At 63.9% G+C, this 21,763-nt stretch carries 20 protein-coding genes and 1 pseudogene; 8 read left to right on the plus strand and 13 right to left on the minus strand.

All coding sequences use genetic code 11. The features are described from left to right. Nucleotides 1-627: 627 nt before the first annotated feature. Together E4K65_RS28720 and E4K65_RS28725 are read left to right on the plus strand one after the other, a co-directional pair. Nucleotides 628-1,290, plus strand: coding sequence for a LuxR C-terminal-related transcriptional regulator (locus tag E4K65_RS28720; protein WP_135176990.1), 663 nt, complete (start codon nucleotides 628-630; stop codon nucleotides 1,288-1,290). A 569-nt stretch (nucleotides 1,291-1,859) separates the two neighbouring features. After that, nucleotides 1,860-2,120 carry a hypothetical protein gene (locus tag E4K65_RS28725; RefSeq protein ID WP_027546420.1) on the plus strand — a complete coding sequence of 87 codons (261 nt, stop codon included), beginning with the start codon at nucleotides 1,860-1,862 and terminating at the stop codon, nucleotides 2,118-2,120. 94 nt (nucleotides 2,121-2,214) lie between these two features. Here E4K65_RS28725 and E4K65_RS28730 read toward each other — a convergent pair. The 5 genes and pseudogenes from E4K65_RS28730 to E4K65_RS28750 all read right to left on the minus strand — a co-directional run bounded on the left by E4K65_RS28730 (nucleotide 2,215) and on the right by E4K65_RS28750 (nucleotide 6,767). Beyond that, a pseudogene (locus E4K65_RS28730) lies at nucleotides 2,215-2,940 on the minus strand (SDR family NAD(P)-dependent oxidoreductase). Then, a complete protein-coding gene (locus E4K65_RS28735) occupies nucleotides 2,933-4,318 on the minus strand; it encodes an AMP-binding protein (protein ID WP_135176991.1) in 1,386 nt (461 codons plus the stop codon). Before E4K65_RS28735 ends, E4K65_RS28730 begins: the two are co-directional and overlap by 8 nt. Next, complete coding sequence (locus E4K65_RS28740; RefSeq protein ID WP_027546417.1) at nucleotides 4,305-4,550, minus strand: acyl carrier protein; 246 nt, start codon at nucleotides 4,548-4,550, stop codon at nucleotides 4,305-4,307. Before E4K65_RS28740 ends, E4K65_RS28735 begins: the two co-directional genes overlap by 14 nt. A gap of 34 nt (nucleotides 4,551-4,584) precedes the next feature. After that, nucleotides 4,585-6,501 (minus strand): long-chain-acyl-CoA synthetase, encoded by a 1,917-nt coding sequence (locus tag E4K65_RS28745; protein WP_135176992.1) that lies wholly within the window; start codon nucleotides 6,499-6,501, stop codon nucleotides 4,585-4,587. Then, entirely contained in the window at nucleotides 6,498-6,767 is a 270-nt protein-coding gene (locus E4K65_RS28750) for a phosphopantetheine-binding protein (protein ID WP_027546415.1), read from the minus strand. Before E4K65_RS28750 ends, E4K65_RS28745 begins: the two co-directional genes overlap by 4 nt. A 243-nt stretch (nucleotides 6,768-7,010) precedes the next feature. Between E4K65_RS28750 and E4K65_RS28755 the strand changes: the two genes are divergently transcribed. Genes E4K65_RS28755 through E4K65_RS28780 form a run of 6 tightly spaced genes read left to right on the plus strand, consistent with a single transcriptional unit; the run spans nucleotide 7,011 to nucleotide 13,541 of the window. After that, complete coding sequence (locus E4K65_RS28755; RefSeq protein ID WP_135176993.1) at nucleotides 7,011-8,237, plus strand: acyl-CoA dehydrogenase family protein; 1,227 nt, start codon at nucleotides 7,011-7,013, stop codon at nucleotides 8,235-8,237. A 26-nt stretch (nucleotides 8,238-8,263) separates the two neighbouring features. Next, nucleotides 8,264-9,268, plus strand: a complete 1,005-nt coding sequence (locus E4K65_RS28760; protein WP_135176994.1) for an amino acid--[acyl-carrier-protein] ligase — start codon at nucleotides 8,264-8,266, stop codon at nucleotides 9,266-9,268. A gap of 32 nt (nucleotides 9,269-9,300) precedes the next feature. Then, a complete protein-coding gene (locus E4K65_RS28765; RefSeq protein ID WP_135177062.1) occupies nucleotides 9,301-10,602 on the plus strand; it encodes an O-acetylhomoserine aminocarboxypropyltransferase/cysteine synthase family protein in 1,302 nt (433 codons plus the stop codon). After that, entirely contained in the window at nucleotides 10,599-11,756 is a 1,158-nt protein-coding gene (gene metA, locus E4K65_RS28770; protein WP_135176995.1) for a homoserine O-succinyltransferase MetA, read from the plus strand. Before E4K65_RS28765 ends, metA begins: the two co-directional genes overlap by 4 nt. Before the next feature lie 11 nt (nucleotides 11,757-11,767). Further along, nucleotides 11,768-12,625: an acyl-CoA acyltransferase gene (locus E4K65_RS28775; protein WP_167771241.1), complete on the plus strand. Its 858-nt coding sequence runs from the start codon at nucleotides 11,768-11,770 to the stop codon at nucleotides 12,623-12,625. Nucleotides 12,626-12,653: 28 nt separating this feature from the next. Further along, nucleotides 12,654-13,541 (plus strand): branched-chain amino acid aminotransferase, encoded by an 888-nt coding sequence (locus E4K65_RS28780; RefSeq protein ID WP_135176997.1) that lies wholly within the window; start codon nucleotides 12,654-12,656, stop codon nucleotides 13,539-13,541. A 144-nt stretch (nucleotides 13,542-13,685) separates the two neighbouring features. Here E4K65_RS28780 and E4K65_RS28785 read toward each other — a convergent pair whose 3' ends face one another. The 8 genes from E4K65_RS28785 to E4K65_RS28820 form a co-directional block, all read right to left on the minus strand. Next, nucleotides 13,686-13,973: a YciI family protein gene (locus E4K65_RS28785; protein WP_135176998.1), complete on the minus strand. Its 288-nt coding sequence runs from the start codon at nucleotides 13,971-13,973 to the stop codon at nucleotides 13,686-13,688. A gap of 78 nt (nucleotides 13,974-14,051) precedes the next feature. Continuing rightward, nucleotides 14,052-15,026 (minus strand): sugar ABC transporter substrate-binding protein, encoded by a 975-nt coding sequence (locus tag E4K65_RS28790; protein WP_135176999.1) that lies wholly within the window; start codon nucleotides 15,024-15,026, stop codon nucleotides 14,052-14,054. A 42-nt stretch (nucleotides 15,027-15,068) separates the two neighbouring features. Continuing rightward, the gene (locus E4K65_RS28795) at nucleotides 15,069-16,046 is read right to left on the minus strand and encodes an ABC transporter permease (protein ID WP_027546406.1); all 978 of its coding nucleotides are present in this window, start codon (nucleotides 16,044-16,046) and stop codon (nucleotides 15,069-15,071) included. Then, on the minus strand, nucleotides 16,043-16,993 hold the full coding sequence (locus E4K65_RS28800; protein ID WP_135177000.1) for an ABC transporter permease: 951 nt from the start codon (nucleotides 16,991-16,993) through the stop codon (nucleotides 16,043-16,045). The genes E4K65_RS28795 and E4K65_RS28800 overlap by 4 nt, the downstream gene beginning before the upstream one ends. Continuing rightward, entirely contained in the window at nucleotides 16,986-18,509 is a 1,524-nt protein-coding gene (locus E4K65_RS28805) for a sugar ABC transporter ATP-binding protein (protein WP_135177001.1), read from the minus strand. Before E4K65_RS28805 ends, E4K65_RS28800 begins: the two co-directional genes overlap by 8 nt. Next, a complete protein-coding gene (locus E4K65_RS28810) occupies nucleotides 18,506-19,900 on the minus strand; it encodes an FAD-linked oxidase C-terminal domain-containing protein (protein ID WP_135177002.1) in 1,395 nt (464 codons plus the stop codon). Before E4K65_RS28810 ends, E4K65_RS28805 begins: the two co-directional genes overlap by 4 nt. Nucleotides 19,901-19,960: 60 nt before the next feature. After that, on the minus strand, nucleotides 19,961-20,845 hold the full coding sequence (locus tag E4K65_RS28815) for an intradiol ring-cleavage dioxygenase (RefSeq protein WP_135177003.1): 885 nt from the start codon (nucleotides 20,843-20,845) through the stop codon (nucleotides 19,961-19,963). Between the two features lie 15 nt (nucleotides 20,846-20,860). Beyond that, a complete protein-coding gene (locus E4K65_RS28820; RefSeq protein WP_135177004.1) occupies nucleotides 20,861-21,763 on the minus strand; it encodes an NAD(P)-dependent oxidoreductase in 903 nt (300 codons plus the stop codon).

Consider the following 21,763-nt stretch of genomic DNA (forward strand, 5'->3'; position numbering starts at 1 on the left):
ACCTCGATCGTGTTCCTCCGTTCTGGTCTGGCGTTCTTTGCCTCGTCTCGTTGGTGGATTTCGAGCAATCCATCGTGCTTAAGCTTTTATGAATGTTAGATGCGAATTCGCGATCGCCCTATATACCGTTGGTTATAGACGCGGGACTGCGTATACCCGTGTAATTGCGGTATAAAAACCCGCCTTCCGGCGCAGCCTCTGCGTGAATTAGGTGAGGATGTTCATTCAACATTGAAAGATTTGTTGGTTGTACTCGCTTTTCTATACTAGGTATAAGCGAACGCATTCTGCGAGCGAGTTAACGGCGCGGTATATATTGAACGTTGCGGAAATATCGAAGGGTGCACCGTTGAGGATTACGCCGTTAGGCGGACTGGATGGGTGCTGGGGGCTTGCTCGCCCTCGTCAGATCACCGGAGTCTTACGGGCATTCGCGTTGCATTGCTGCGTGAAGATACGGGAAGCGAACAGATCCGGGCTTGGATTAACCTAAGTATTGCGCTGCGATTCCAACATTGCTTGTATGCTATGCTGCGATTCCAGCGTTGCATGTATGCTGTATGGTGTGGGTGAAACAGAAGAAGGTGCGCGGAGTTTATGTTGGGGGGACTGGCTGAGGAGCGCGTAATGCGACGTATCAGTGTAGTCATTGCTGACCGGCATCCGGTGGTCTTGGAGGGGCTGAGCAAGGTGCTCGGCGCCGCGGCCGATTTCAATATCGTTGCATCTTGTAGCGATGCCGCAAGCTGCATCGAAGCGATCCGGAGCTTGGCGCCCGATATGGCGATTGTCGATCCCGCAATGCCCGAGCTCGCCGCCGCGAAAATTCTTTCGACCGTCAATTCAGAAAATCGTTCGACGCATTTGGTGTTTTTCGTCGCGAGTGAGGATTGCGAACTGGTGTTCTCGGCGACGCCCGTGACCTGCAGTATCATCCTGAGAAATACCGATCCCGAGGCTCTGGTGCAGTCGTTGCGGCATATCGCCAATGGTCACAACGTGCTGCCATCGACCCCATCCGACTCGATCGTGTCGCGCGAGCAGGGCATGACTTCGGAGACCGGACTGACCGCGCTGACGGAACGCGAGCGTCAGATCATGCGGCTGGTCTCCGAAGGATTGTCGAACAAGGAAATCGGGCGCCGGTTGAATACTACCGACGGCACCATCAAGGTGCACCTGCACAACATCTTCCAAAAACTGGAAATCAGCAATCGGACGGTGCTCGCGGCCCTCGCCATCTCGCAACATGATCGCGCGACCGCCCCGCGGGAGAAGACTCAGGATTGAGTCCGACGAGTGGGGAGCGCTGAGGAGAGGCTCGTCACGCACCACCATTCCCGGTCGACGCTCCCACTGCAATGGGCAGGCGGCTCTATTGGATGCAGCGACCCGATCCGAAAGATGCCGGTGATGAAGCTGCGTCTGTCACGGCGGCGCCCCGGCAACGCAACCATTCGACTGGAACAAGTAGTGTTAGGGGCTGAAGCCTGATTTCAAGCGCCGCTTGATTGGCGAGGTCGATGTCCGGGATACCTAATGGGGTAGTCCCTCAGGCCTGGCGCCTGATCCAAAATCGCAGCCAAGGCGTCCGGCGGGAAGTGTACTTTATTCGTCATCTGCGGCTCTGGGTCGATCGCAGTTTGTCCGCTGTCAGGTAAAACGTAGTCGCGGGCTATGACGAACGGCTCCAGACATGATCGCAGAGATGTGCCGATTGGATCTCGGCACATCCGGAGCGACGGCCCTGGCCCTACCTTCCTGCCCCCCCAGTGGTCAGGGTCGTTCCCTCCTGACGGCCTGCCGTCAGGACCGGAACTCTGTCGTTGAGCTGAAAGCGAGTGCGCGGGCGCATCTTGATGTCCCTTCTGTTTCACCGTGCCGTCGAGGACATGGAAATCTGGAGTGCGGCCGGCGACGGCTTTTCCTTTGTGATCACGTATGAGACGCCTGCCGGTGCCGGCTTTCACGGACGTGCCGGCTACGTGGCGTCGTGGCGACCGCTCTATCGGGGTAACGGCGCGATCAAGATTGGCGGTTCGGCGTTTTCAACCTTCGCGGAGGCGGAGAAGGCCTGCAACACGATGCTTGAGTATCTGAAGGGGCTATCGCCGAATTGAAGTGCCCAGCCTGCCGTCAGGCCAGGTCGACTTCGAGTACCTTTGAGCCGAGAGGAGAGGTCGCCCTCGACGGCGAATGCCCGATTCCCGGCGCTCAGGCAGTGTTACCGGCGTCGACCGTCACCACGGTGCCGGTGATGTTCCGGCCGCCTTCACCGAGAAGATATTCGACCACGGAAGCGACGTCGTCGGCTTCGGGCAGGTGGCGCAATGCGCTGCGGCGAGCGATGCGTCGACGGCCTTCGTCGTCCAGGGACCTGGTCAATTCCGTCTCGATGAAGCCGGGTGCGATCGCGTTCACTGTGATGCCGACCCTGCCAACTTCCCGGGCCAGCGAGCGGGTGAAGCCGACAACCGCGGCCTTGGACGCGGCATACACGGACTAACCGCTGTGGCCGGTCGAGGCGACGATGGAGGAAATGTTGACGATCCGCCCCGCGCCGTCGGCCATCATATGGCGCGCCACGTATTTGGTCAGGATCATGGGCGACAATACGTTCAAGCGAATCAAGGCCTCGATATCGGAATTGTGCATGGTCGCCAGCAGTCCGTCGGGACCGACCCCGGCATTGTTGACGAGGCCGTAGATCGCGCCGAATTCGTCGCGCAGCGATTTTGCGAAGGCCGGGATCGCGTTGGTCACCGCAAGGTCGCAGGCGCGGAAATGCAGGCGTCGCTGCGCTTCGCGGACCGCGGCTGCAAGCTCCTCGCTCTCGCGGCGCGCGACGGCGATCACATTATACTCGCCGGATGCGGCGAGCCTGCGCGCGATGGCAAGACCTATACCGCGGCTGCCGCCTGTGACGATGACGTTACGCATCGGTGCGAGCCAGTTTTCCCGCCGCGGTGACGTCGAGCCGCTCGACGAAGCGGATCACCGCAGGCACCTTCCATGCAGCCAGGCAATCTTTGCACTGACCGAGAATCTCCGTGCGAATCCTCTCGTGGCGCTCCGCATTGGTACCGTTGGTGAGGATGACGTCGGCGACCACAATGGCGCCGGTGATCGGGCTCCTGCGCGACCGCGCGCGCGACATCTGGACGGACGCGTGCCGGTTGATCACTGCTTCCACCTCCTCCGGATGCACCTTCAGCCCGCCGATGTTGATAATGCCGCCTCGCCGGCCGACGAAGTGGTATCGTTCGCCGCGCAGCTCGACCATGTCGCCGGTATCGACGAAGCCCTCGGTGTCGGCGAGCGGCGGAGCATCGGCGCCGACATAGGCGCGCGCAGTACGCCGGGAACGGATCCGCAGTGAGCCGTCGACCACCTTCATCTCGACGCCGGCGTGATTCTGCCCGATCAGGTGGGCAGGAAAACCCTCGCGCCCGTCGTCCACGCTGAAACCGACGCCCGCCTCGGTCGAGGCATAGGCGTGCCCGATTGACGCACGCGGAAATGCTCTGGCCAGGCCGTCCAGCACCGCCTGGTCGGCGATTTCGCCGGACAGGCGGACATAGTCTGGCGAGAAATTGGCGGACGCGCCGCTCATCAGGAGCTTGCGCCAATGCGACGGCGTCCCTGAGATGTGGGTAACGCCGCCCGCGCGCAGCCGCGCCACATGGGCGGCAATGGCTTCCCCGGGCTCCGAAAGCACCATCGATCCGCCGCCGATCACGGCCCGCAGGAAAATCTGCAGGCCACCATAGCGGCGGATGTCGTAGAACGTCGTCCAGGTTGCGTTCCGGTGGCGCGCGGGCCCCTCGGCGATAATCGCGCCAGAAAGCCCATCAAGCGTGTGTCGGACGATCTTCGGCAGTCCTGACGTCCCCGAGGTCAGCATCAGCCACTCGGTCGTGCGATCAACCTCCGATCCCATGGCCCTCCGTTCGGGCAGGTCGACGCCGATAACGACGTACTTGCCAGCGCTGCTTCGGTGCAAGGGCCGATCGGTGACGATGGTGTCGATATCGGCCCGCTCGAGCAGGACCTGCAGGCAATCCCAATCCAGGTCGGGCGGGCATAGGAGCATGCGGCGGGCAATGCCGTCGAGCTCGATCATGGCTAGCGCGGACAGCAGCTGTCCCGACGTCGCAAGCAGCACCGAGCGGCCGGACAGCTCGGACGGTCCGCCAGCCAGGCAGCTGTGCTGGATCATGTCGGTCAGCGATACACTGTGCCGGGCATCGGAAATCGTGCGGTCCTTCGGCCCCGCGCCGAGATATTGGCGGAGCGCGATGATGTCAGGCGGGAACATTCTCGTAGGCTCTGACAAACTCACCGAGGGTAGACGGGAAGGCTGCGTCCTCGGCGACAGTGAAGGGATCGATGCCAAGCTCGTCCTCCAGCCGCGCGACCAGGATGGCGAATGCAAGCGAATCGAACCCGGTTTCGTTCAGCGACAGATCGTCCTCAAGCGGCGGAAGCGTGACTTTCTGTTCTTCGGCGATCTGCTTCATCGCGGAGAAGATCTTCGATTTGACCGACATGATACACCTCACATTTCGGCTTTCCGAGCCGGTGTTAGAGCCTGATTTCGCCCTTTACGATGCGCGCGTAGACGGCCCGGTCGATCGAACGATAGTCACCGGTCGCCGGATCACGCAGGAACAGCGGATCGTCCACCACCGAAGGATCGAATCCCTCGCGGATCAGCCGCTGCTTCTGCTGCTTGAAGGTGTCGGTCGTCTCCAACGCCCGGCACAGCCTGACGAAGACTGGAACTGCATAACGCGGCAGCCGATACGAAAGGTGTTCTCTGAGTATCCCGAAGTCGAAATCTCGGCCGACCACCAATGCCGCCATGCCGGCGCGGCCATCCGCCCCGGACACCGCAACTCCATAGGTTGAGGCGTCGAGAACGCCGGTGCAGTCCCTGATTGCGTCGTTCACTTCGCTGGTCGCTACGTTCTCGCCCTTCCAGCGGAAGGTGTCGCCGACGCGGTCGATGAAGTGAAAGTACCCCTGCTCGTCGCGCAACATCAGATCGCCGGTGCGAAACCAGGCATCGCCCACAGCGAAGACGTCGTGCAGAATCTTCTTCCTGGTTGCCTCGGGATCCGTGTAGCCCTCGAAAGGCCGGCCGTCGCGATCGCCAGCGCCGATACGTCCGACAGCCTCGCCGATCTCGCCAGGTGCGCAGGCGATGCAGAGTCCTGCGGCGCTCCGGACCGGGCTGCCGCTGTCGGCATCGATCTTGACGATCGAGGCGGGAAAGCGATGTGCCAGAACCGGCGGGATCCGGCCGATCGCGCCCGGTTTTCCATCGACATTGAACAGCGAGAAATTGCCTTCGGTTGCGGCATAGAATTCGAGGATCTGCGGAATCGCGAACCGGTTGGCGAACATCTCCCAGATGTCGCCGCGCAATCCGTTACCGACGGCCAACCGCAGCCGGTGTCGCGGCTCTTGTTCAGACGCCGGCGCCTTCAGCAAATAGCGGCAAAGCTCGCCGATATACTGGAAGACGGTGCAGTCGAAACGCTCGATGTCGTCCCAGAAGCTGCCAGCGGAAAACTTCTCCGCAATCGCGACCGAGCCGCCCGCGCAGAGCATGCTGCAGGGAGCGGCGACGCCGCCCACGGAGTGATGGAGCGGCAGGCAATCGTAGAGACGATCGTCGATGGACGCGTCCGTCAGTCCGGCAAACCATCCGCCCCAGGCGAGAATGCGGCGATGACTGACGTTCGCCGCCTTCGGTAGGCCCGTCGTGCCCGAGGTGTAGATGAGGAGCGCGCGTCGGTCGATCGCGACGTCGCCACGTTCGGCGGAGGACAGCGGGCGTGGGTCTAAGGCGGCGAGCGCCGCATCCAGATCGCCGCTGGGATCGCCGGTGTCGAGGCTCCAAATTTGCGGCACGCGGTGCAGGTGCGGACGCGAGCTCTCGAACGCATCCACGCATTCGGCGGCGAGGATGAGGTGATCGGCATGAGCGACGTCGATACAATGGGCGAGCGACTGGCCGACCAGCCTGGTGTTGATCAGCGCCGCCGTCCCGCCGACGCTGCTGATGCCGAGCCAGCAGGCGAGGTAGTCCGGCCGGTTCGGCATCAGCACGCAGACGGTGCCTCCGGCATGGAGGCCGAGGTCCCGCGCCCAGCGCGCATACCGGTTGATCCGGGCAGCGAGTTCGCCATAGGTGAAGGATTGGCCATCCGCGAGCAAGGCGGGCCGTCCGGGCTGACGCTGTGCCCAATCCTCCACGATGTCGGCGAACAACCGATGCGGCTGGGCTTCGATCCGTGTGGTTAATGCGATGGCTTGCAGCCAGGTCTTGGCGGCGGACCGTCTGCGCCGCGGAGCGTCACGGCTGGTCGCCCGCTGGATCGCGGCTTTCTTCGGGACGTGATCATCCGGCTGAGCTGGCTCGACGTGCGCGCGCACCGGTTCGATGCTGCTCGCTTGGTTGTCGAAGCAGAACCTCTGTTCAACTGGCTTCATCCGGACCCGGATCCCAGCTGGTTGAGGATCATCCGCTCCATTGCCTTTACCGATCGGAAGTTCTCAGGGGTGATCTCGAATTGGGGAAGGATGAGATCGAACTCGGCTTCGACCTTGAGCATCAATTCGACCATGCCCATCGAGCTGAGCCCGATATCCACGAGTCGCGACTCCGGGTGGACATCGGCGGTGATCGCGTTCTGCTGCAGGACGCTCCTGACGACCGATAGAACGCGGTTCTGAACGTTGATGGCAATGTTGTGCATTTCAGCCGGTCTCCCGCCGTGGCCAGGCGTGATCACATTCGGGGCGACGATACCCAACTGTTCCTGCGGCCAACAGCTCTGCTTCGGAGGTACCTCGCCCGGGAGTCACAGCTTCCTGATACCCACTTCTGCGCCAACGACGCGCCAGCGGAAGTGGGCTAGTTGTCGATTTGGAGCGGAATTCGTCTCGATTTGGCTCGCATCGACCAATCATGACCACCATGAAACGGGAGGCTCTGGCCCATGACTGTGCAGGAAGTTCAGTTCCGCAACGTCGCCACGGAAATTGGCCGAGTAGCATTCTCTCCCGAAGGCCCCTCGTTCCAGCAGCGAACGGCAAATGTCGCGCAGGTCGCTGCGGCGGAGGCTGAGGCGGTCGATCGCGAGGCGCGCTTCCCGCGGAAGGCGATCGACGCGGCGCGCAAGGAGAGACTTCTGGGCGCTCAGATTCCGGTCGAGTTCGGCGGAGACGCTGCGTCCATCTCCGAGGTGGCCGATATGTGTTACGCGCTCGGCCGCTCCTGCGCTTCGGTCGGGATGATCTTCGCGATGCATCAGACCAAGGTCGCGTGCCTGGTTCGCCACGGCGCGGGCAGTGGCTGGCACGAAAGTCTCATGCGCCGCGTGGCTGCCGAGCAGATGCTGCTGGCATCGTCGACCACGGAAGGCCAGAACGGCGGAAACATACGCTTCAGTTCGGCCGCAGTGGAGAGCGCCGGCACCGAGATTTCGCTGGTGCGCGATGCGACGGTGATTTCGTACGGCGCCGAGGCGGACGGCATCATCACCATCGCCCGCCGCTCGGACGAGGCCGCCGGATCCGATCAGGTGCTGCTGGCCATCACCCGTGACGACTATACGTTGGAGCCCACTCTCGCGTGGGAGACGCTCGGCATGCGCGGGACCTGCAGCGCCGGTTTCAAGCTGAATTTCAGGGGCGCTGCGGAGCAGATATTCCCCGTGGCATACGAAAAGATCCATGCGCAGACGATGACGCCCGTCGCCCATCTGTGCTGGTCCTCGGTCTGGGCGGGGATCGCGGCTGCGGCGGTGGACCGGGCGCAGCTCTTCATCCGCAAGGCCGCCCGCGGATCGGGCGGCAACATGCCTCCCGGCGCGGCGCACTTCACCGCCGCCAAAATGAGCCTGACGAAATTGCGCGCCGTCATCGCTGCGAACCTCCACTTCTTCGAAGTCCGCGAACGGGATGTGCGCGCGCTCTCGTCCGTCGACTTCCAGTCCTCGATCAATCTTCTCAAGGTGGAGGCCTCCGAACTCGCGGTTGCGACCGTCATGCACGCGATGCGCGCCTGCGGCCTGTCCGGATACCGCAACGACACCGACGTAAGTATCGGCCGCCACCTGCGTGACGTGCTTTCCGCTCCGATCATGATCAACAACGATCGCATCCTCGCCAGCATGGGGACCGCCACGCTGATGAGCACGGTTCCGGACTCTTTGTGCGATTGATCTTCTTCTGAAAAGGAAACGGCCTGATGAACGTGGTCATTGTCGAAGCATCCGCGGACTCCACTACCCCTCCAGCCGATCCGCTGGACCATCTTGCGGATGCGCTGTTCCACGAGATGGGCTCTCCCGGCGTCTATGCCCGCACCGCACTCTACGAAGACGTTGTGGAGCGAATTGCGGCGGTGATCTCGCGGAATCGCGAGCCGAACGCCGAGGTGATGCGCTTCCCGCCCGTCATGAATCGCGCCCAGCTTGAGAGGTCGGGCTATCTGAAGAGCTTTCCCAATCTTCTTGGCTGCGTCTGTGGCTTGCACGGCATAGAAAGCGAGATCGACGCGGCGATCAGCCGCTTCGATGCCGGTGGCGACTGGACCGCATCGCTATCACCGGCCGATCTCGTGCTGTCGCCGGCAGCCTGCTATCCGGTCTATCCGATCGCGGCGAGCCGAGGGCCGGTGCCGGCAGCCGGCTGGAGCTTCGACGTGGCCGCCGACTGTTTCCGTCGTGAACCCTCGCGCCATCTCGACCGGCTGCAGTCCTTCAGGATGCGCGAATTCGTCTGCATCGGCAGTGCCGATCACGTCTCGGCGTTCCGGGATCGTTGGATCATACGCGCGCAGAAGATCGCCCGGGATCTCGGGCTGACCTTCAGGGTCGACCATGCCAACGACCCGTTCTTCGGCCGGGTTGGGCAGATGATGGCGGTGAGCCAAAAGCAGTTGTCGCTGAAGTTCGAACTACTGGTGCCTCTGCGCTCCGAGGAGCGACCGACCGCCTGCATGAGCTTCAACTACCACCGGGATCATTTCGGCACCACCTGGGGCATCGTCGATGCGGCCGGCGAGCCGGCCCACACTGCCTGCGTCGCCTTCGGAATGGACCGTCTCGCCGTCGCCATGTTCCATACCCACGGCAAAGACGTCGCTCAGTGGCCGATCGCAGTGCGGGACCTGCTTGGCCTGGGGCAGACCGACCGCGGGACAGCGCCTGCATTCGAGGAGTACCGATGCGCCAAGGAAGTCGGGAGCTAGCCCGGGCTCGAAGAGCAGAAGGGTGCGCCTCCATGAGGAGAGAAACTCTCGCCATTCACGGCGGCTTCGAAAGCGATCCGGCAACGAAAGCCGTTGCCGTGCCGATCTACCAGACAGCCTCTTACGCATTCGACAGCGCCGACCATGGAGCCGCGCTCTTCAACCTTGAAGTGGACGGCTTCCGCTACACCCGGATCGGCAATCCGACCAACGCGGTACTGGAGAAGCGCGTCGCCGCCCTGGAAGGAGGCATCGAGGCACTCAGCGTGGCCTGTGGTCAGGCCGCGGTGAACTATGCGGTCGTGAACATCGCGGAGATGGGCTCCAACATCGTCTCGGTTCCGCAGCTCTACGGCACCACGCATACGCTGTTCGCGCACATCCTGCCGAGGCAGGGCATTGCGGTCCGTTTTTCGGAAGACGACCGGCCGGAAAGCGTCGAAAGGCTGATCGACGACAATACGCGGGCGGTGTTCTGCGAGAGCGTCGGGAATCCGGCCGGAAACGTCTGCGACATCCAGGCGATGGCCGATGCCGCGCACAGGCACGGCGTCCCGCTCATCGTCGACAACACGGTGCCGACACCGATCCTGCTCAGGCCGATTGAATACGGCGCAGACATCGTCGTGGAGTCGCTGACGAAATTCATGGGTGGGCATGGCACGACGCTCGGTGGAATCATCGTCGACGGCGGCAGGTTCCCGTGGGCGGAGCATCGCCGGCGCTTCCCGATGATGAACGAGCCGGAGCAGTCCTACCACGGACTGGTCTTTACCGAGCGCTACGGCGCCGCCGCCTACATTGCGCGTTGCCGCGCCGTCTCCCAGAGGACCACCGGCGCCGTCCTGGCGCCGATGAACGCTTTTCTGTTGCTCCAGGGCATTGAGACCGTCGCGCTCCGGATCGAGCGGCACGTCGAGAATGGCGCAAAGGTCGCGCAGTTCCTGCGCAATGACCGCCGCGTCGAGTGGGTGAATTATGCCGGCTTTCACGACAGCCCATATTTCGTGCTGACGCAGAAGTATCTAGGTGGTCAGGCGTGTTCGCTGCTGACGTTTGGCGTGGCTGGAGGCTTCGAGGCGGGCAAGCGGTTCTACGACGCGCTGAAGCTCTGCAAGCGGCTGGTCAATATTGGCGACGCGAAAACGCTCGCCTGCCACCCCGCATCGACAACGCACCGGCAAATGTCTCCCGGAGAACAGGACAGAGCCGGCGTGCGGCCCGAGATGATCAGGCTGAGCGTCGGAATTGAGCACATCGACGATATCGTCGCGGATCTCGATCAGGCCCTTTGCGCCGTTGACGTTTCGTCAAGCATGAAGGCACTCGCATGACTGTCTTGATCGACGTAGATTCACACGAGCACCATCTCTTGTCGCGAGCGCCGGGCAGAGGCGCCCACGCGACGGCGTCGTCGGGAAACCGGGCGGAGTGCCTCGACATCGGGCTCATCAACAACATGTCGGATGCTGCCTTGATGTCGACCGAGCGCCAGCTGTTCGACCTGCTGGCTGCGGCTTCCGGACGACTTTGCGTCAGGCTGCATTTCTATACGATGGAGGCGACCCCCCGTTCGGAATGGGGGCGCGATTACGTTCGTCGTTACTACCGCAGCATCGACGATCTGCTGAACAGGCATCTGGATGGAGTGATCGTGACCGGCGCCGAACCCAGAGCCGCCAGTCTGACGGAGGAGCCATACTGGACCACCTTCGCCGAGATCGCTGACTGGGCCAGGGACAATACGGTGTCGTCGGTGTTTTCCTGTCTGGCCGTCCATGGGGTCGTCCTGCACCTGGACGGCGTTACGCGCCACAAGCTCCCCACCAAATGCTTCGGTGTCTTCGCCCAAACAAAGACGAGACATCATCCCTTGATGCAAGATGTGCCGAGGACCTTCCGAATTCCGCACGCCCGGTGGAACGAAGTGCAGGAGGAGGATCTCTCGGACTGCGGATATTCGGTTCTCACCTGGTCGGCGGACGCTGGCGTCGATTGCTTCGTCAAGCAGCAGAAGAACAGTCTTTTCGTCCATTTCCAGGGGCACCCGGAATACGAAACCCAGAGCCTGCTGGGTGAATATCGCAGGGATATGGGTCGCTTCCTCCGGGGAGAGAACGAGATCTGTCCGACGATACCGACGGGCTATCTGAACGAGGGCGCGGAAGAGATGATGATCGCTTTCCGGCAGAAAGCCCTTTCCGACAGAAACCCGGAGCTTTTTGCCGAGTTTCCGGTCGACCGGCTGACGAAGGACCTGCGCAATGTCTGGCATCTGCCGGCCCAGCGCATATACCGCAACTGGTTGCTGTACATGGTGTCGCAGCGCGCCGGACGCTCAAAGCCGCTGGGAGCCCGAGAAGCGACCCTGTCTGCCGCCGGAAATCCGGCGCATCGCCACGGACGCAAGTTGGTTGCCGCTCGATCCGCTCGTCTGGCGCGCTCGTCAAACCCGGCCAGCAAGAGGCGGCTCGGATACTACGAGTGAGAGTTCGGACCATGATCCGATGCCGTGAGATAGGAATTGCCGATCTCGATGCCATCGCCGATCTTCTGACACGCGGCTTTCCGATCCGTTCGCGCGACTACTGGATCGACGGACTCCGGCGCCTGTCCGTGCGCGAGACGCCCGACAGCTTCCCGCGCTTCGGCTACATGCTCGAGCACGACCGGGCGCCCGTCGGTGCTCTGCTGTTGATCCACACCGCAAGGAACGATGGTGGAAGCACCTCCATCCGCTGCAGTCTTTCCAGCTGGTATGTGGAACCCGCCTTTCGCACCTACGCACCGATGCTGACCAAGGTCGCGCAGCGCCACGAGGACGTTACCTACGTCAATATCAGTCCGGCGGAATGGACTTGGCAAACCATCGAAGCGCAGGGATTCCAGCGCTATTGCGGCGGCTTGTTCTTCTCCTTTCCGGCGCTGTCGCATCCGGTCAAGGCTATGCGCGTGGAGATCTTCCGGCAGGACACGCAGGCGATCGACGGCTTGTCCGAGGCTGACGTTGCGCTGCTGGCGCGTCACGCAGCCTACGGCTGCCTCTGCCTGGTCTGCCGCGCCGCCGATGGCCGCGCCTTTCCGTTCGTCCTGCAGCAGATGCGCGCCGGCGGCATCAGGCTGCCGGCGATGCAAATGATCTATTGCCCCGATGTGCCCGATTATGTCGTATGCGCCGGCGCCATCGGCCGCTTCTTGCTGCGGCACGGCCGGATATCGATTGCGCTCGACGCCAATGGCCCTGTGGCTGGCCTCGTCGGCATCTACAGGGCGGTCGGCCGCAAATACTTCAAGGGCCCGCATTGCCCCCGGCTTGCCGATCTGTCGGATTCCGAGCTGGTGATCTACGGACCATAACTCAGTCGTTCCGGAACGGAGGTTCGTCATGGTTCCCGATACCAAGTCCGTCAGCCATTCGAGGACATGGACATTCTTCCGCGGCCAGTGGCACGAGGGCAACGTGCCGATCATGGGGCCGCGCACCCATGGGCTCTGGCTCGCCTCAACCATCTTCGATGGTGCGCGGGCTTTCGAGGGCGTCATGCCCGACCTCGATCGTCATTGCGCCCGCGTCAATCAATCTGCGGTCAATTTCGGGCTCAAACCGGTCGTCGATCTCGACACGTGGCTCGGATTGGTGCGCGAAGGCATCGCCCGTTTCCCGATCAATGCCGAACTCTACATCCGCCCGATGTACTGGCCGCAGAACGGCATCGGCGGCGGTGTGCTGTTCGATCCGGAAACGACGGACTGGTGCCTTTGCATCTACGAATCGCCGATCCCGGAGCCCGTCGGCAGTGCGATTACACTGTCGCCGTTCCGCAGGCCGACCGCCGAATGCGCGCCGGCCGACGTCAAGGCCTCCTGCCTTTATCCGAACAGTTCCCGTGCGCTCAGGGAGGCGGTCTCGCGCGGCTTCCAGAATTGCCTCATGCTGGACATGCTCGGTAACGTCACGGAGTTCGGCAATTCGAACGTGTTCATGGCGAAAGACGGCGTTGTCTTTACGCCGGCGCCGAATGGCACTTTCCTGAATGGGATCACGCGACAGCGCGTGATCGAGCTCTTGCGCGGTGACGGCATCACGGTGTTGGAGGCAACGCTGCGCTACTCGGATTTTGTCACTGCGGACGAGATCTTTTCGACCGGCAATTTCGCCAAGGTCGCTCCGGTGATCCGGATCGACGATCGGCAACTCAGGCCCGGGCGCTTTTATGCGCGGGCACGAGAGCTGTATTGGGACTTTGCCCACGGGGTGAAGCTTGCCGCGTGAGAGGACTTCACGGGCACCGCCGAGGTCATCTATTCCGATCGCGAGATCGCTGCGTACGAACGGGCAGACCGGTTGAGGGCTTTCCCCGAGCAAGTGGCAGGTTCGGCGAATTGAACTTGCCGGTTCGGCCGATGCGGAGGCCGCTCAACCCTGGCGGCGCAGAAAGCCCGTGATCGTGACCTTGTCCCAGATGCCGGCCGCGGCGAAGGGATCGGCGCGGTTGAAGGCTTCGACTTCCGCTCGGCCCGGCGCCTCGATCAGGAACAGGCTGCCGATCATGGCCGCGCCGTCGTCGGAGACGAGTGGCCCCGACATCACGATCTTGACGCCGTAGCGCGAGGTGTCGCTGAGAAAAGCCTTGTGGGCGTCGTAATTGGCGAGCCTCGTCGGCAGCGCGCCGGCGCGATCGATGGCGTGAATGGCGAACAGCATGGTGGTCTCCGTTTTCTTGCTTCGGTTCTTGGGACGGCCGCGAGGGGCGGCCGTCCGGGTTTGCCGTGACCTGTTGATCTACTTGCCGCCGAGCTTGCCGGCGTCCTCGAACGTCGGGCAGGTCCGCTGCTCCAGCGGCACGTCGAACGGCTGGTAATTGTCCTTGGTGATGACCGTCGGCTTCAGCACGATCTCGCTGATAACGGGTTGGTTGCGCAAGGAGCGGATCGCCATCATGGTGCCGAGGCAGCCTTGCGCAAATCCGTTGTAGTCGCCGCTCGCGAGCAGCTTGCCGGACTTGATCGCGTCGATCGCCTCCTTGGTGCCGTTGATGCCGATCACCTGCGCCTTGCGGTTGGCGCCGTCGAGCGCCTCGATCGCACCGACCGCCATGGCGTCGTTGGCGGCGAGCACGCCGTCGATCTGCGAATTCGACTGCATCAGATTCTCCATCACCTGGAGCGCCTGGAGCCGCTGGTAGTTGCCGGGCTGCGAGGCCAACAGCTTGGCGCCGGCGTTCTCCTTCAGCGCGTCGTTGAAGCCGCGGACGCGGTCGACATTGGTCAGCGAGCCCTTGACGCCCTCGATGATGACGATGTTGCCCTTGCCGCCCAGCGTCTTGAGCAGGAAGCGCGCGGTCTCGAGCCCGAGGCTGTAATCGTCGGCGCCGACGAAGGAGAGGAACTTGCCGCCGGCGGAGCGGTCGGTGATGTTGACGACGGGGATCTTGGCTTCGTTGATCTTTTCGACGCCCGGCACCATCGCCTTGTAGTCGACCGGTGTGAAGACGATGGCGCTCGGCCTCTTCACCACGACGTCCTCGATCTGGCTGAGCTGCTCGGGGATCGAGTCCGGCTTGGTCGGAATGTACTGGAGCGTCTTCGCGTTCAGCGCCTTTGCCATGTTGTCGGCGCCGACCCGCACCGTCTGGAAGAACGGGTTGGTCTGGTTTTTGGTGAAGACGGCGATGGTCTCGCCGTCCGCGCGCGCCTCCGTGGTGAGCGCGGCCGCCATCAGCAGCGGCAGCGCCAAATTGCCAAGTTTCCGTTTCATGTTGCCTCCATCCCTCGTTTTGCTTGTTGAAACTCTAGAAACTCATTGCGCGCGGCGGCGGGTCTTCATGTCGAGCCAGACCGCGAGAATGACGATGATGCCGGTCACGAGCGGCTGCCAGTTGGCGCTGACCGAGAGCAGGTTCATGCCGTTCAGCACCAGCGTCAGGATCAGCGCGCCGATGAAGGTGCCGAACACGGTGCCGACGCCGCCGAACAGCGAGGTGCCGCCGATCAGCACGGCCGCGATCGCAGGCAGCGTCAGGCTTTCGCCGATGTCGGCCTCGGCCGAATTGAGCCGCGACAGGAAGATGATCGAGGCAAGGCCGGCCATGGTGCCGGAGACGGCATAGACCAGCAGCAGGCGGCGCGCGACCGGGATGCCGGAGAGGCGGGCGGCGACCGGATTGGCGCCGATTGCATAGATCTCCTGGCCCCAGATCGTTCGCTGCGCAAACAGCGTTCCGATCCCGAGGAAGACCAGCAGCAGGTAAACCGGGATCGGCAGGCCGAACAGATAGCCGCTGCCGATCTGGCGGAAGCCTGCCGGAAAACCGTGAAGGGTCTCGCCCGCCATGTACCAGTAGGTGAGGCCGTTCAGCACCCAGAGCATGCCATAGGTGGCGATGAAGGAGGGGATGCGCAGCGCGGTAACCATGACGCCGTTGAGCAGGCCAACGATGCCGCCGCAGGCAAGCCCTGTGAGGATGCCGAGCGCGGGCGAGCCGGTCTTGTGGATCACGGTCCCCGCGATACAGGCCGACAGCGCGACATTGGCGCCGACGGACAGATCAAGGCCCGCGGTCAGGACTACGAGCGTCAGGCCCGAGGCGATGAAGAAGGTCAGGCTCGCCTGCCTGAGCACATTGAGGATGTTGCCGAGGCTCAGGAAGGAATCGCTGAGCACGGCCAGCACGGCGCAGATCAGCAGCGCCGCGAGCAGGCGGTAGAACACCTGGATCGCGTCCTGCGACAGGAAGGACCGGGGCGGCACGATCGCCTCTTTGCTGATGTCGGTCATGCGCGGCTCCTGAGGCCGTCGAGGAACAGGGCGACGATGACGAGGACGCCGACGCTTGCGACCTGCACCGAGGAGGGCATCGAGATCAGGTTCAGCCCATTGCGAAGCACGCCGACCGCGATCACGCCGAGCAACGTGCCGAGCAGCCAGCCATTGCCGCGTTCGAACGAGGTGCCGCCGACCGCGACGGCGGCGATGGCGTCGAATTCGAGCCCGAGGCCGGCCGTTGGATGGCCTGAATTCATCCGCGCGGTCATCAACAGGCCCGCGATACCGGCCATGGCGCCGCCGATCGCATAGACCGCGATCAAGAGCCGGTTCGGCGAGAGGCCGGCATAGCGCAGCGCCTCGCGGTTGCCGCCGAGCGCGAAGATGTAGGTGCCGAAGCGGGTGTGATAGAGCAGGCCGTGAAAGACCGCATAGGTCACCAGCGCCATCACGATCGGCAAGGGTACGCCCAGCAGCGTCGCCGAGTAGATGTCGCGCACGCTGTGGGGGATGCCGACCACGCTCTGGCCGTCGCTGACGATCAGCGACAGGCCCTGCGCCATGCCAAGCGTGCCGAGCGTCGCAACGAAGGGCGGGATGCCGAGGATCGCGACCAGCCAGCCGTTGACGGTGCCGAAGGCGGCGCCGACCAGCAGGCCGGCGCCGAGGCCCAGCAGCATCGACTTGGTCGCCAGCGACACGATCGCGACGCAGAGCGAGGTCAGCGTCAGCACCGCGCCCATCGACAGGTCGAGCCCCTCGGTCATGATGATCAGGGTCATCGGCAGCGCGAGCATGGTCAGGATGGTCGACTGCACCAGCACGTTGGAGAGGTTGGCGACCGACAGGAAGCCGGGTGCGATCGCGCTGAACAGCGCGATCAGCAGCACCAGCACGATGGCAACGCCGGGAATGCGTTGCAGCGGATTGGGCTCGGAAACGACCGCGGCTTCACGCATGATGCATCCCCAGTCGCACGATGTTCTCCTCGGTCAATTCGTTGCGTGTCAGGTGCCCGGCGATGCGCCCTTCGCGCATCACATAGGCGCGGTCGCAGACATGGCAGATCTCGACCTGTTCGGACGAGATCATCAGGGCGGCGGCGCCTTCCGCGACCAGGCGGTCGATTAGCGCAAAGATCTCGGACTTCGCGCCGATGTCGATGCCCCGGGTCGGCTCGTCGAAGATGAAGAGCTTCGAGCCGGCCGCCAGCCATTTGCCGATCACGACCTTCTGCTGGTTGCCGCCCGAGAGCAGGCCGACGGTCTGGCGCGCGCTGGGCGTCGCGATCCTCAGCTGCCGGATCAGGCCGTCGGAGGTGCGCTGCGCCGAACGCTGGTCGAACAGGCCGCTCGGGAACAGTTTTCGCAGCGCCGACACCACCAGATTGTCACTTACGGACCGCAGCAGTGCGAGGCCTTCGCTCTTGCGGCTCTCCGGGATCAGCGCGATGCCGCGGCGGGCGGCAAGATCAGGCTCGCCGGAAATGGTCTTGCCGTCGAAAATGATCTCGCCGGCGCTGACGGGATCGGCGCCGAAGATGGCGCGCGCGACCTCGCTGCGGCCGGAGCCGACCAGGCCGCACAGGCCGACGATCTCGCCCCGGCGCACCTCGATGTTGATGTCGGAGATGCCGGTCGACGAGCTCAGGCCCTTGACCTCCAGCAGCAGCTCGCCGGGCTTGTCGGCGAAATTGCGCGGATAGGTCATGTCCACGGTGCGGCCGACCATCATGCGGACGAGCTGGTCCGGCGTGACGTCGGCGGGACGGACGCCGTCGATGCGGCGGCCGTCGCGCAGCACCGTGATGCGATCGCCGAGCGCGAACACCTCCGCCATGCGGTGCGAGATATAGACGATGGACACGCCGTCGGCCTTCAGCCGCGCGATCAGCGCGAACAACAGCTCGGTCTCGCGGTCGGACAGCGCCGCGGTCGGCTCGTCCATGACGAGGATGCGCGCGTTCTGGCTGATCGCCTTGGCGATCTCGACCATCTGCTGCTGCGCCACCCCTAGCTTGTCCACGATAGTGGAGGGGTCGATGTCGAAGCCGATTGTGCCGAGCACGCGTTTGGCGTCGGCAAGAATCTTGCGCCGATCGATGGTGCCGGGGATGCGGCCCTTCGGCTCGCGGCCGAGGAAGATGTTCTGGGCGATGTCGAGATGGGGGACCAGCGAGAATTCCTGGAAGATCACGGCAATGCCGAGCTTCTGCGCATCCGCGGCCGAGCCGATCGCGACCTTCTGGCCCTTGTAGTAGAATTCGCCGGCATCGGCGCTGTAGGCGCCGCACAGCACCTTCATCAGGCTCGACTTGCCGGCGCCGTTCTCTCCGAGCAGCATGTGGACTTCGCCGGGGAAGACGGCAAAGGACACGTCATCGAGCGCCTTGACGCCGGGAAACTCCTTGCTGATGCCGCGCAGCTCGAGCAGTGGCGTGGGCGAGGTGACCTCGATCGGAAGCGCGTCGCTCATGCCTTGGCTCCGCTCGCAAAGATCTTTCCGGGATTCATCAGGCCGTTGGGGTCGAGCGCGGTCTTGATCGATCGCATCACGTCCACGGCCTCGCCGAGCTCATCGGCGAGATAGTCGATCTTGCCGAGCCCGATGCCGTGCTCGCCGGTGCAGGTGCCGTCCATGGCGATGGCGCGGGCGACCATGCGCGCCTGGAGCGCCTTGGCGCCTTCGCTCTCCTCCGGCTTTGCCGGATCGATCAGGATCAGCATGTGGAAATTGCCGTCGCCGACATGGCCGACGATCGGCGCGGTGAAACTGTGCTCATCCGCGTCGCGCCGCGTCTCGGTCAGGCATTCCGCCAGCCGCGAGATCGGCACGCAGACATCGGTGATCACGGCGCGCGCGCCGGGCCGCAAGCCCAGGCCCGCATAGAGCGTGTTGTCGCGGGCGTGCCAGAGCCGGCTGCGGTCTTCCTGCGCCTTGGCCCAGGCAAAGCCATGACCGCCATGGTCGGCGGCGATCGCCTCTGCGGCCTCGGCCTGCTCGGCGACGGAGGCCTCGGAGCCGTGGAATTCGAAGAACAGGGTCGGAGCCTCGCGATAGCCGAGCTTTGCGTAGGCATTGATGCCGCGCATCATGACGTCGTCGAGCAGCTCGATGCGCGCCACGGGGATCGCGGACTGGATCACGGAGATCGCGGTGTCCACGGCGTCATGCAGGGTGTCGAAGCTGCAAACCGCGGCCGAGATCGCCTGCGGCACGGGATGCACCTTCAGCGTGATCTCGGTGATGAGTCCGAGCGTGCCTTCCGCACCGACGAACATGCGTGTCAGGTCGTAACCGGCGGCCGACTTGCGGGCGCGCCTGGCGGTCCGGATCACGCGCCCATCGGCCAGCACGACCTCCAGCGCCATGACATTGTCCTTCATGGTGCCGTAGCGCACCGCCATGGTGCCGGACGCCCTCGTCGATGTCATGCCGCCGATCGAGGCGTCGGCGCCCGGATCGATCGGGAAGAAGAGACCGGTGCCGCGCAGCTCCGCATTGAGCTGCTTTCGCGTGATGCCGGGCTGCACCACGACGTCCATGTCGCTGTCGTGCACGGCCAGCACCTTGTTCATGCGCGCGAAGTCGAAGCAGACGCCGCCGGCGACCGAGGCCGCATTGCCCTCGAGCGAGGTCCCGGCGCCGAACGGGACGATCGGCATGCCGGCGGCAGCGCAGAGCTTCACGATCTCGACGACTTCCTGCGTGGTTTCAGGAAAGACGACGATGTCAGGCGGCAGGTTGCGATAATGCGACTCGCTCTGGCCGTGGTGATCGAGCACGCCGCGCGCGACGCTCGCGCGCGGACCGATCATGCCCGTGAGGCGATCGGCCAATGCTACTGTGCTGACCCGCGGTCCCATCCTTGCTCCCTGTCTGCCCCGATGACGGACTCTTGCCGGTCCGCTGCGTTGTGGTTCGGCTTAGGCGGCTCTTGCGCTGCTCGCAACCTGCTTCAGGCCGAAATCGTAGTTGAGATGAAAATACTCGCTGTCCACCATGCGACCATCCGGCGCACGCCCCGCCGGGTGGCGGACGAACTCGCGGATCAGGCTGTCCTTGACGCCGAACACCACGTCGCTGTCGAGATATTGGTCGCCGGCGACGAACACATGGGTCACGAGCTGCTCGAAGCCCGGCGCCGAGATCATGAAATGCACGTGCGCGGGACGCCAGGGATGGCGGCCCTGCACCTCCAGCATCTCGCCGACCGGCCCGTCATGCGGAATCGGGTAGGCCGCCGGCTTGATCGACCAGAAATGGAAGCGGCCGTTGGCGTCGGTGTGGAAGCGCGCGCGCATCGCGAGATCGCCGATGTCGTCGAGCTGCTGCACGTCGTAATAGCCGTCATCGTCGGAATGCCAGACGTCGACGATGGTGCCCGCGAGCGGACGTCCGTCGACGGTCGAGACCGAGCCGGTGACCAGCATCGGGTCGCCTTCCATCGGACCCGAGATGTCGGCGCCGATGTCCTTCTCCGGCGCGGCCTGGACGAAGAACGGGCCGAGCACGGTGGTCTCGGTTGCGCCTTCCGGCACCGGATGGTTGATCGCGTCGACCAGCATGGAGACGCCGAGCGTGTCCGACAGCAGGATGAACTCCTGGCGCTTGTCGTCGCACATGTGGCCGGTGCGGGTCAGGAAGTCGATGCCGTATTCCCATTCCTTCTGGGTCGGGCGGACCTCGCGGATGAAGGCATGGAGGTGGCGCACCAGCGCCTCGCTGACCTCCTTGATGCGCGGATCGGTTGCGCCTGCGATCCGCTCCAGCACCGCGTCCGTGATCGTGTTTTCGTTGAAGTTGCGCATGGGTGTCTCCGTTGATCAGAGCTTCGGTTCGCCGAGGCCGGACAGCCGCTCGAGATGCTTGACGGTCGCGATGAAGTCGGCCTCGCCGTCGCCCTGCGCCACCAGCGAGCCATAGGTCTCGCGCACTTGCGCCGCGAGCTGCAGTGGCACGCCGACGGCGTGGCCGGCGCCGAGGATGAGATCGAGGTCCTTGGCCATCTGCTTGCAGGAGAAGGTGGACTCGAAATCCCGTGTGCGAAGCGGCGCGGTCTTGTACTTCACCATCGGCGAGGCCACCGCGCTGTCGTCGAGCACCTTCAAAATATCCTGCCACGCAATGCCGCCCTTGCGCGCGAGCGCCAGGCTCTCCGCCATCATCGCGGCCGACACCGCGATCATCAGATTGACCGCGAGTTTCGCGTAGCGCGCTTCCTCGCCGGGCCCGAGATAGGTCTGGGCGCGGGTGAAGGCTGCGAACAGCGGTCTTGCATTGTCGAAGGCGTCCTTCGGGCCCGAGACGAAGCAGGTCAGCGCGCCGGTGTGAACGATGCTGGCATTGCCGGAGACCGGCGCGCGCAGGTAGGCGACGCCGCGGGCTTGCGTGGCGGCCGCAACTTCGGCGGAGGCCTCGACGCTCACGGTGCTGGTCTCGATCAGGACGGCTCCGGGCGCCATCGCGGCGATGAGCCCCGCGGGGCCGAGCAGCGCGCCGCGCAAGGCGGTGTCATCCGGCAGCGACGTGATAACAGCCGCCTTGCCGCTCACGGCCTCGGCCGGCGAGGCGGCAATCGAAATGCCCTGTGTGCGTGCCTCGTTGACCCGTGCCGCGCTCTGGTCGAACGCGGTGACGGCATAACCGGCCTTGGCGATGAGCACCGACATTGGCAGGCCCATCTTGCCGATCCCGATGAAAGCGACATTTTTTGCAGCGTCAGTCAT

The sequence above is a fragment of the Bradyrhizobium niftali genome (assembly GCF_004571025.1).
Lineage (GTDB): Bacteria > Pseudomonadota > Alphaproteobacteria > Rhizobiales > Xanthobacteraceae > Bradyrhizobium > Bradyrhizobium niftali.

Excerpts from the sequence above, each read along its gene's own strand:
- E4K65_RS28775 (WP_167771241.1), top strand. The coding sequence starts at position 11,768 with ATGATCCGATGCCGTGAGATAGGAATTGCCGATCTCGATGCCATCGCC.
- metA (WP_135176995.1), top strand. The coding sequence starts at position 10,599 with ATGACTGTCTTGATCGACGTAGATTCACACGAGCACCATCTCTTGTCG.
- E4K65_RS28760 (WP_135176994.1), top strand. The coding sequence starts at position 8,264 with ATGAACGTGGTCATTGTCGAAGCATCCGCGGACTCCACTACCCCTCCA.
- E4K65_RS28800 (WP_135177000.1), bottom strand. The coding sequence starts at position 16,993 with ATGCGTGAAGCCGCGGTCGTTTCCGAGCCCAATCCGCTGCAACGCATT.
- E4K65_RS28725 (WP_027546420.1), top strand. The coding sequence starts at position 1,860 with ATGTCCCTTCTGTTTCACCGTGCCGTCGAGGACATGGAAATCTGGAGT.
- E4K65_RS28735 (WP_135176991.1), bottom strand. The coding sequence starts at position 4,318 with ATGTTCCCGCCTGACATCATCGCGCTCCGCCAATATCTCGGCGCGGGG.
- E4K65_RS28820 (WP_135177004.1), bottom strand. The coding sequence starts at position 21,763 with ATGACTGACGCTGCAAAAAATGTCGCTTTCATCGGGATCGGCAAGATG.
- E4K65_RS28740 (WP_027546417.1), bottom strand. The coding sequence starts at position 4,550 with ATGTCGGTCAAATCGAAGATCTTCTCCGCGATGAAGCAGATCGCCGAA.
- E4K65_RS28750 (WP_027546415.1), bottom strand. The coding sequence starts at position 6,767 with ATGCACAACATTGCCATCAACGTTCAGAACCGCGTTCTATCGGTCGTC.
- E4K65_RS28795 (WP_027546406.1), bottom strand. The coding sequence starts at position 16,046 with ATGACCGACATCAGCAAAGAGGCGATCGTGCCGCCCCGGTCCTTCCTG.
- E4K65_RS28785 (WP_135176998.1), bottom strand. The coding sequence starts at position 13,973 with ATGCTGTTCGCCATTCACGCCATCGATCGCGCCGGCGCGCTGCCGACG.
- E4K65_RS28810 (WP_135177002.1), bottom strand. The coding sequence starts at position 19,900 with ATGGGACCGCGGGTCAGCACAGTAGCATTGGCCGATCGCCTCACGGGC.
- E4K65_RS28780 (WP_135176997.1), top strand. The coding sequence starts at position 12,654 with ATGGTTCCCGATACCAAGTCCGTCAGCCATTCGAGGACATGGACATTC.
- E4K65_RS28790 (WP_135176999.1), bottom strand. The coding sequence starts at position 15,026 with ATGAAACGGAAACTTGGCAATTTGGCGCTGCCGCTGCTGATGGCGGCC.
- E4K65_RS28755 (WP_135176993.1), top strand. The coding sequence starts at position 7,011 with ATGACTGTGCAGGAAGTTCAGTTCCGCAACGTCGCCACGGAAATTGGC.
- E4K65_RS28720 (WP_135176990.1), top strand. The coding sequence starts at position 628 with ATGCGACGTATCAGTGTAGTCATTGCTGACCGGCATCCGGTGGTCTTG.
- E4K65_RS28745 (WP_135176992.1), bottom strand. The coding sequence starts at position 6,501 with ATGAAGCCAGTTGAACAGAGGTTCTGCTTCGACAACCAAGCGAGCAGC.
- E4K65_RS28765 (WP_135177062.1), top strand. The coding sequence starts at position 9,301 with ATGAGGAGAGAAACTCTCGCCATTCACGGCGGCTTCGAAAGCGATCCG.
- E4K65_RS28805 (WP_135177001.1), bottom strand. The coding sequence starts at position 18,509 with ATGAGCGACGCGCTTCCGATCGAGGTCACCTCGCCCACGCCACTGCTC.
- E4K65_RS28815 (WP_135177003.1), bottom strand. The coding sequence starts at position 20,845 with ATGCGCAACTTCAACGAAAACACGATCACGGACGCGGTGCTGGAGCGG.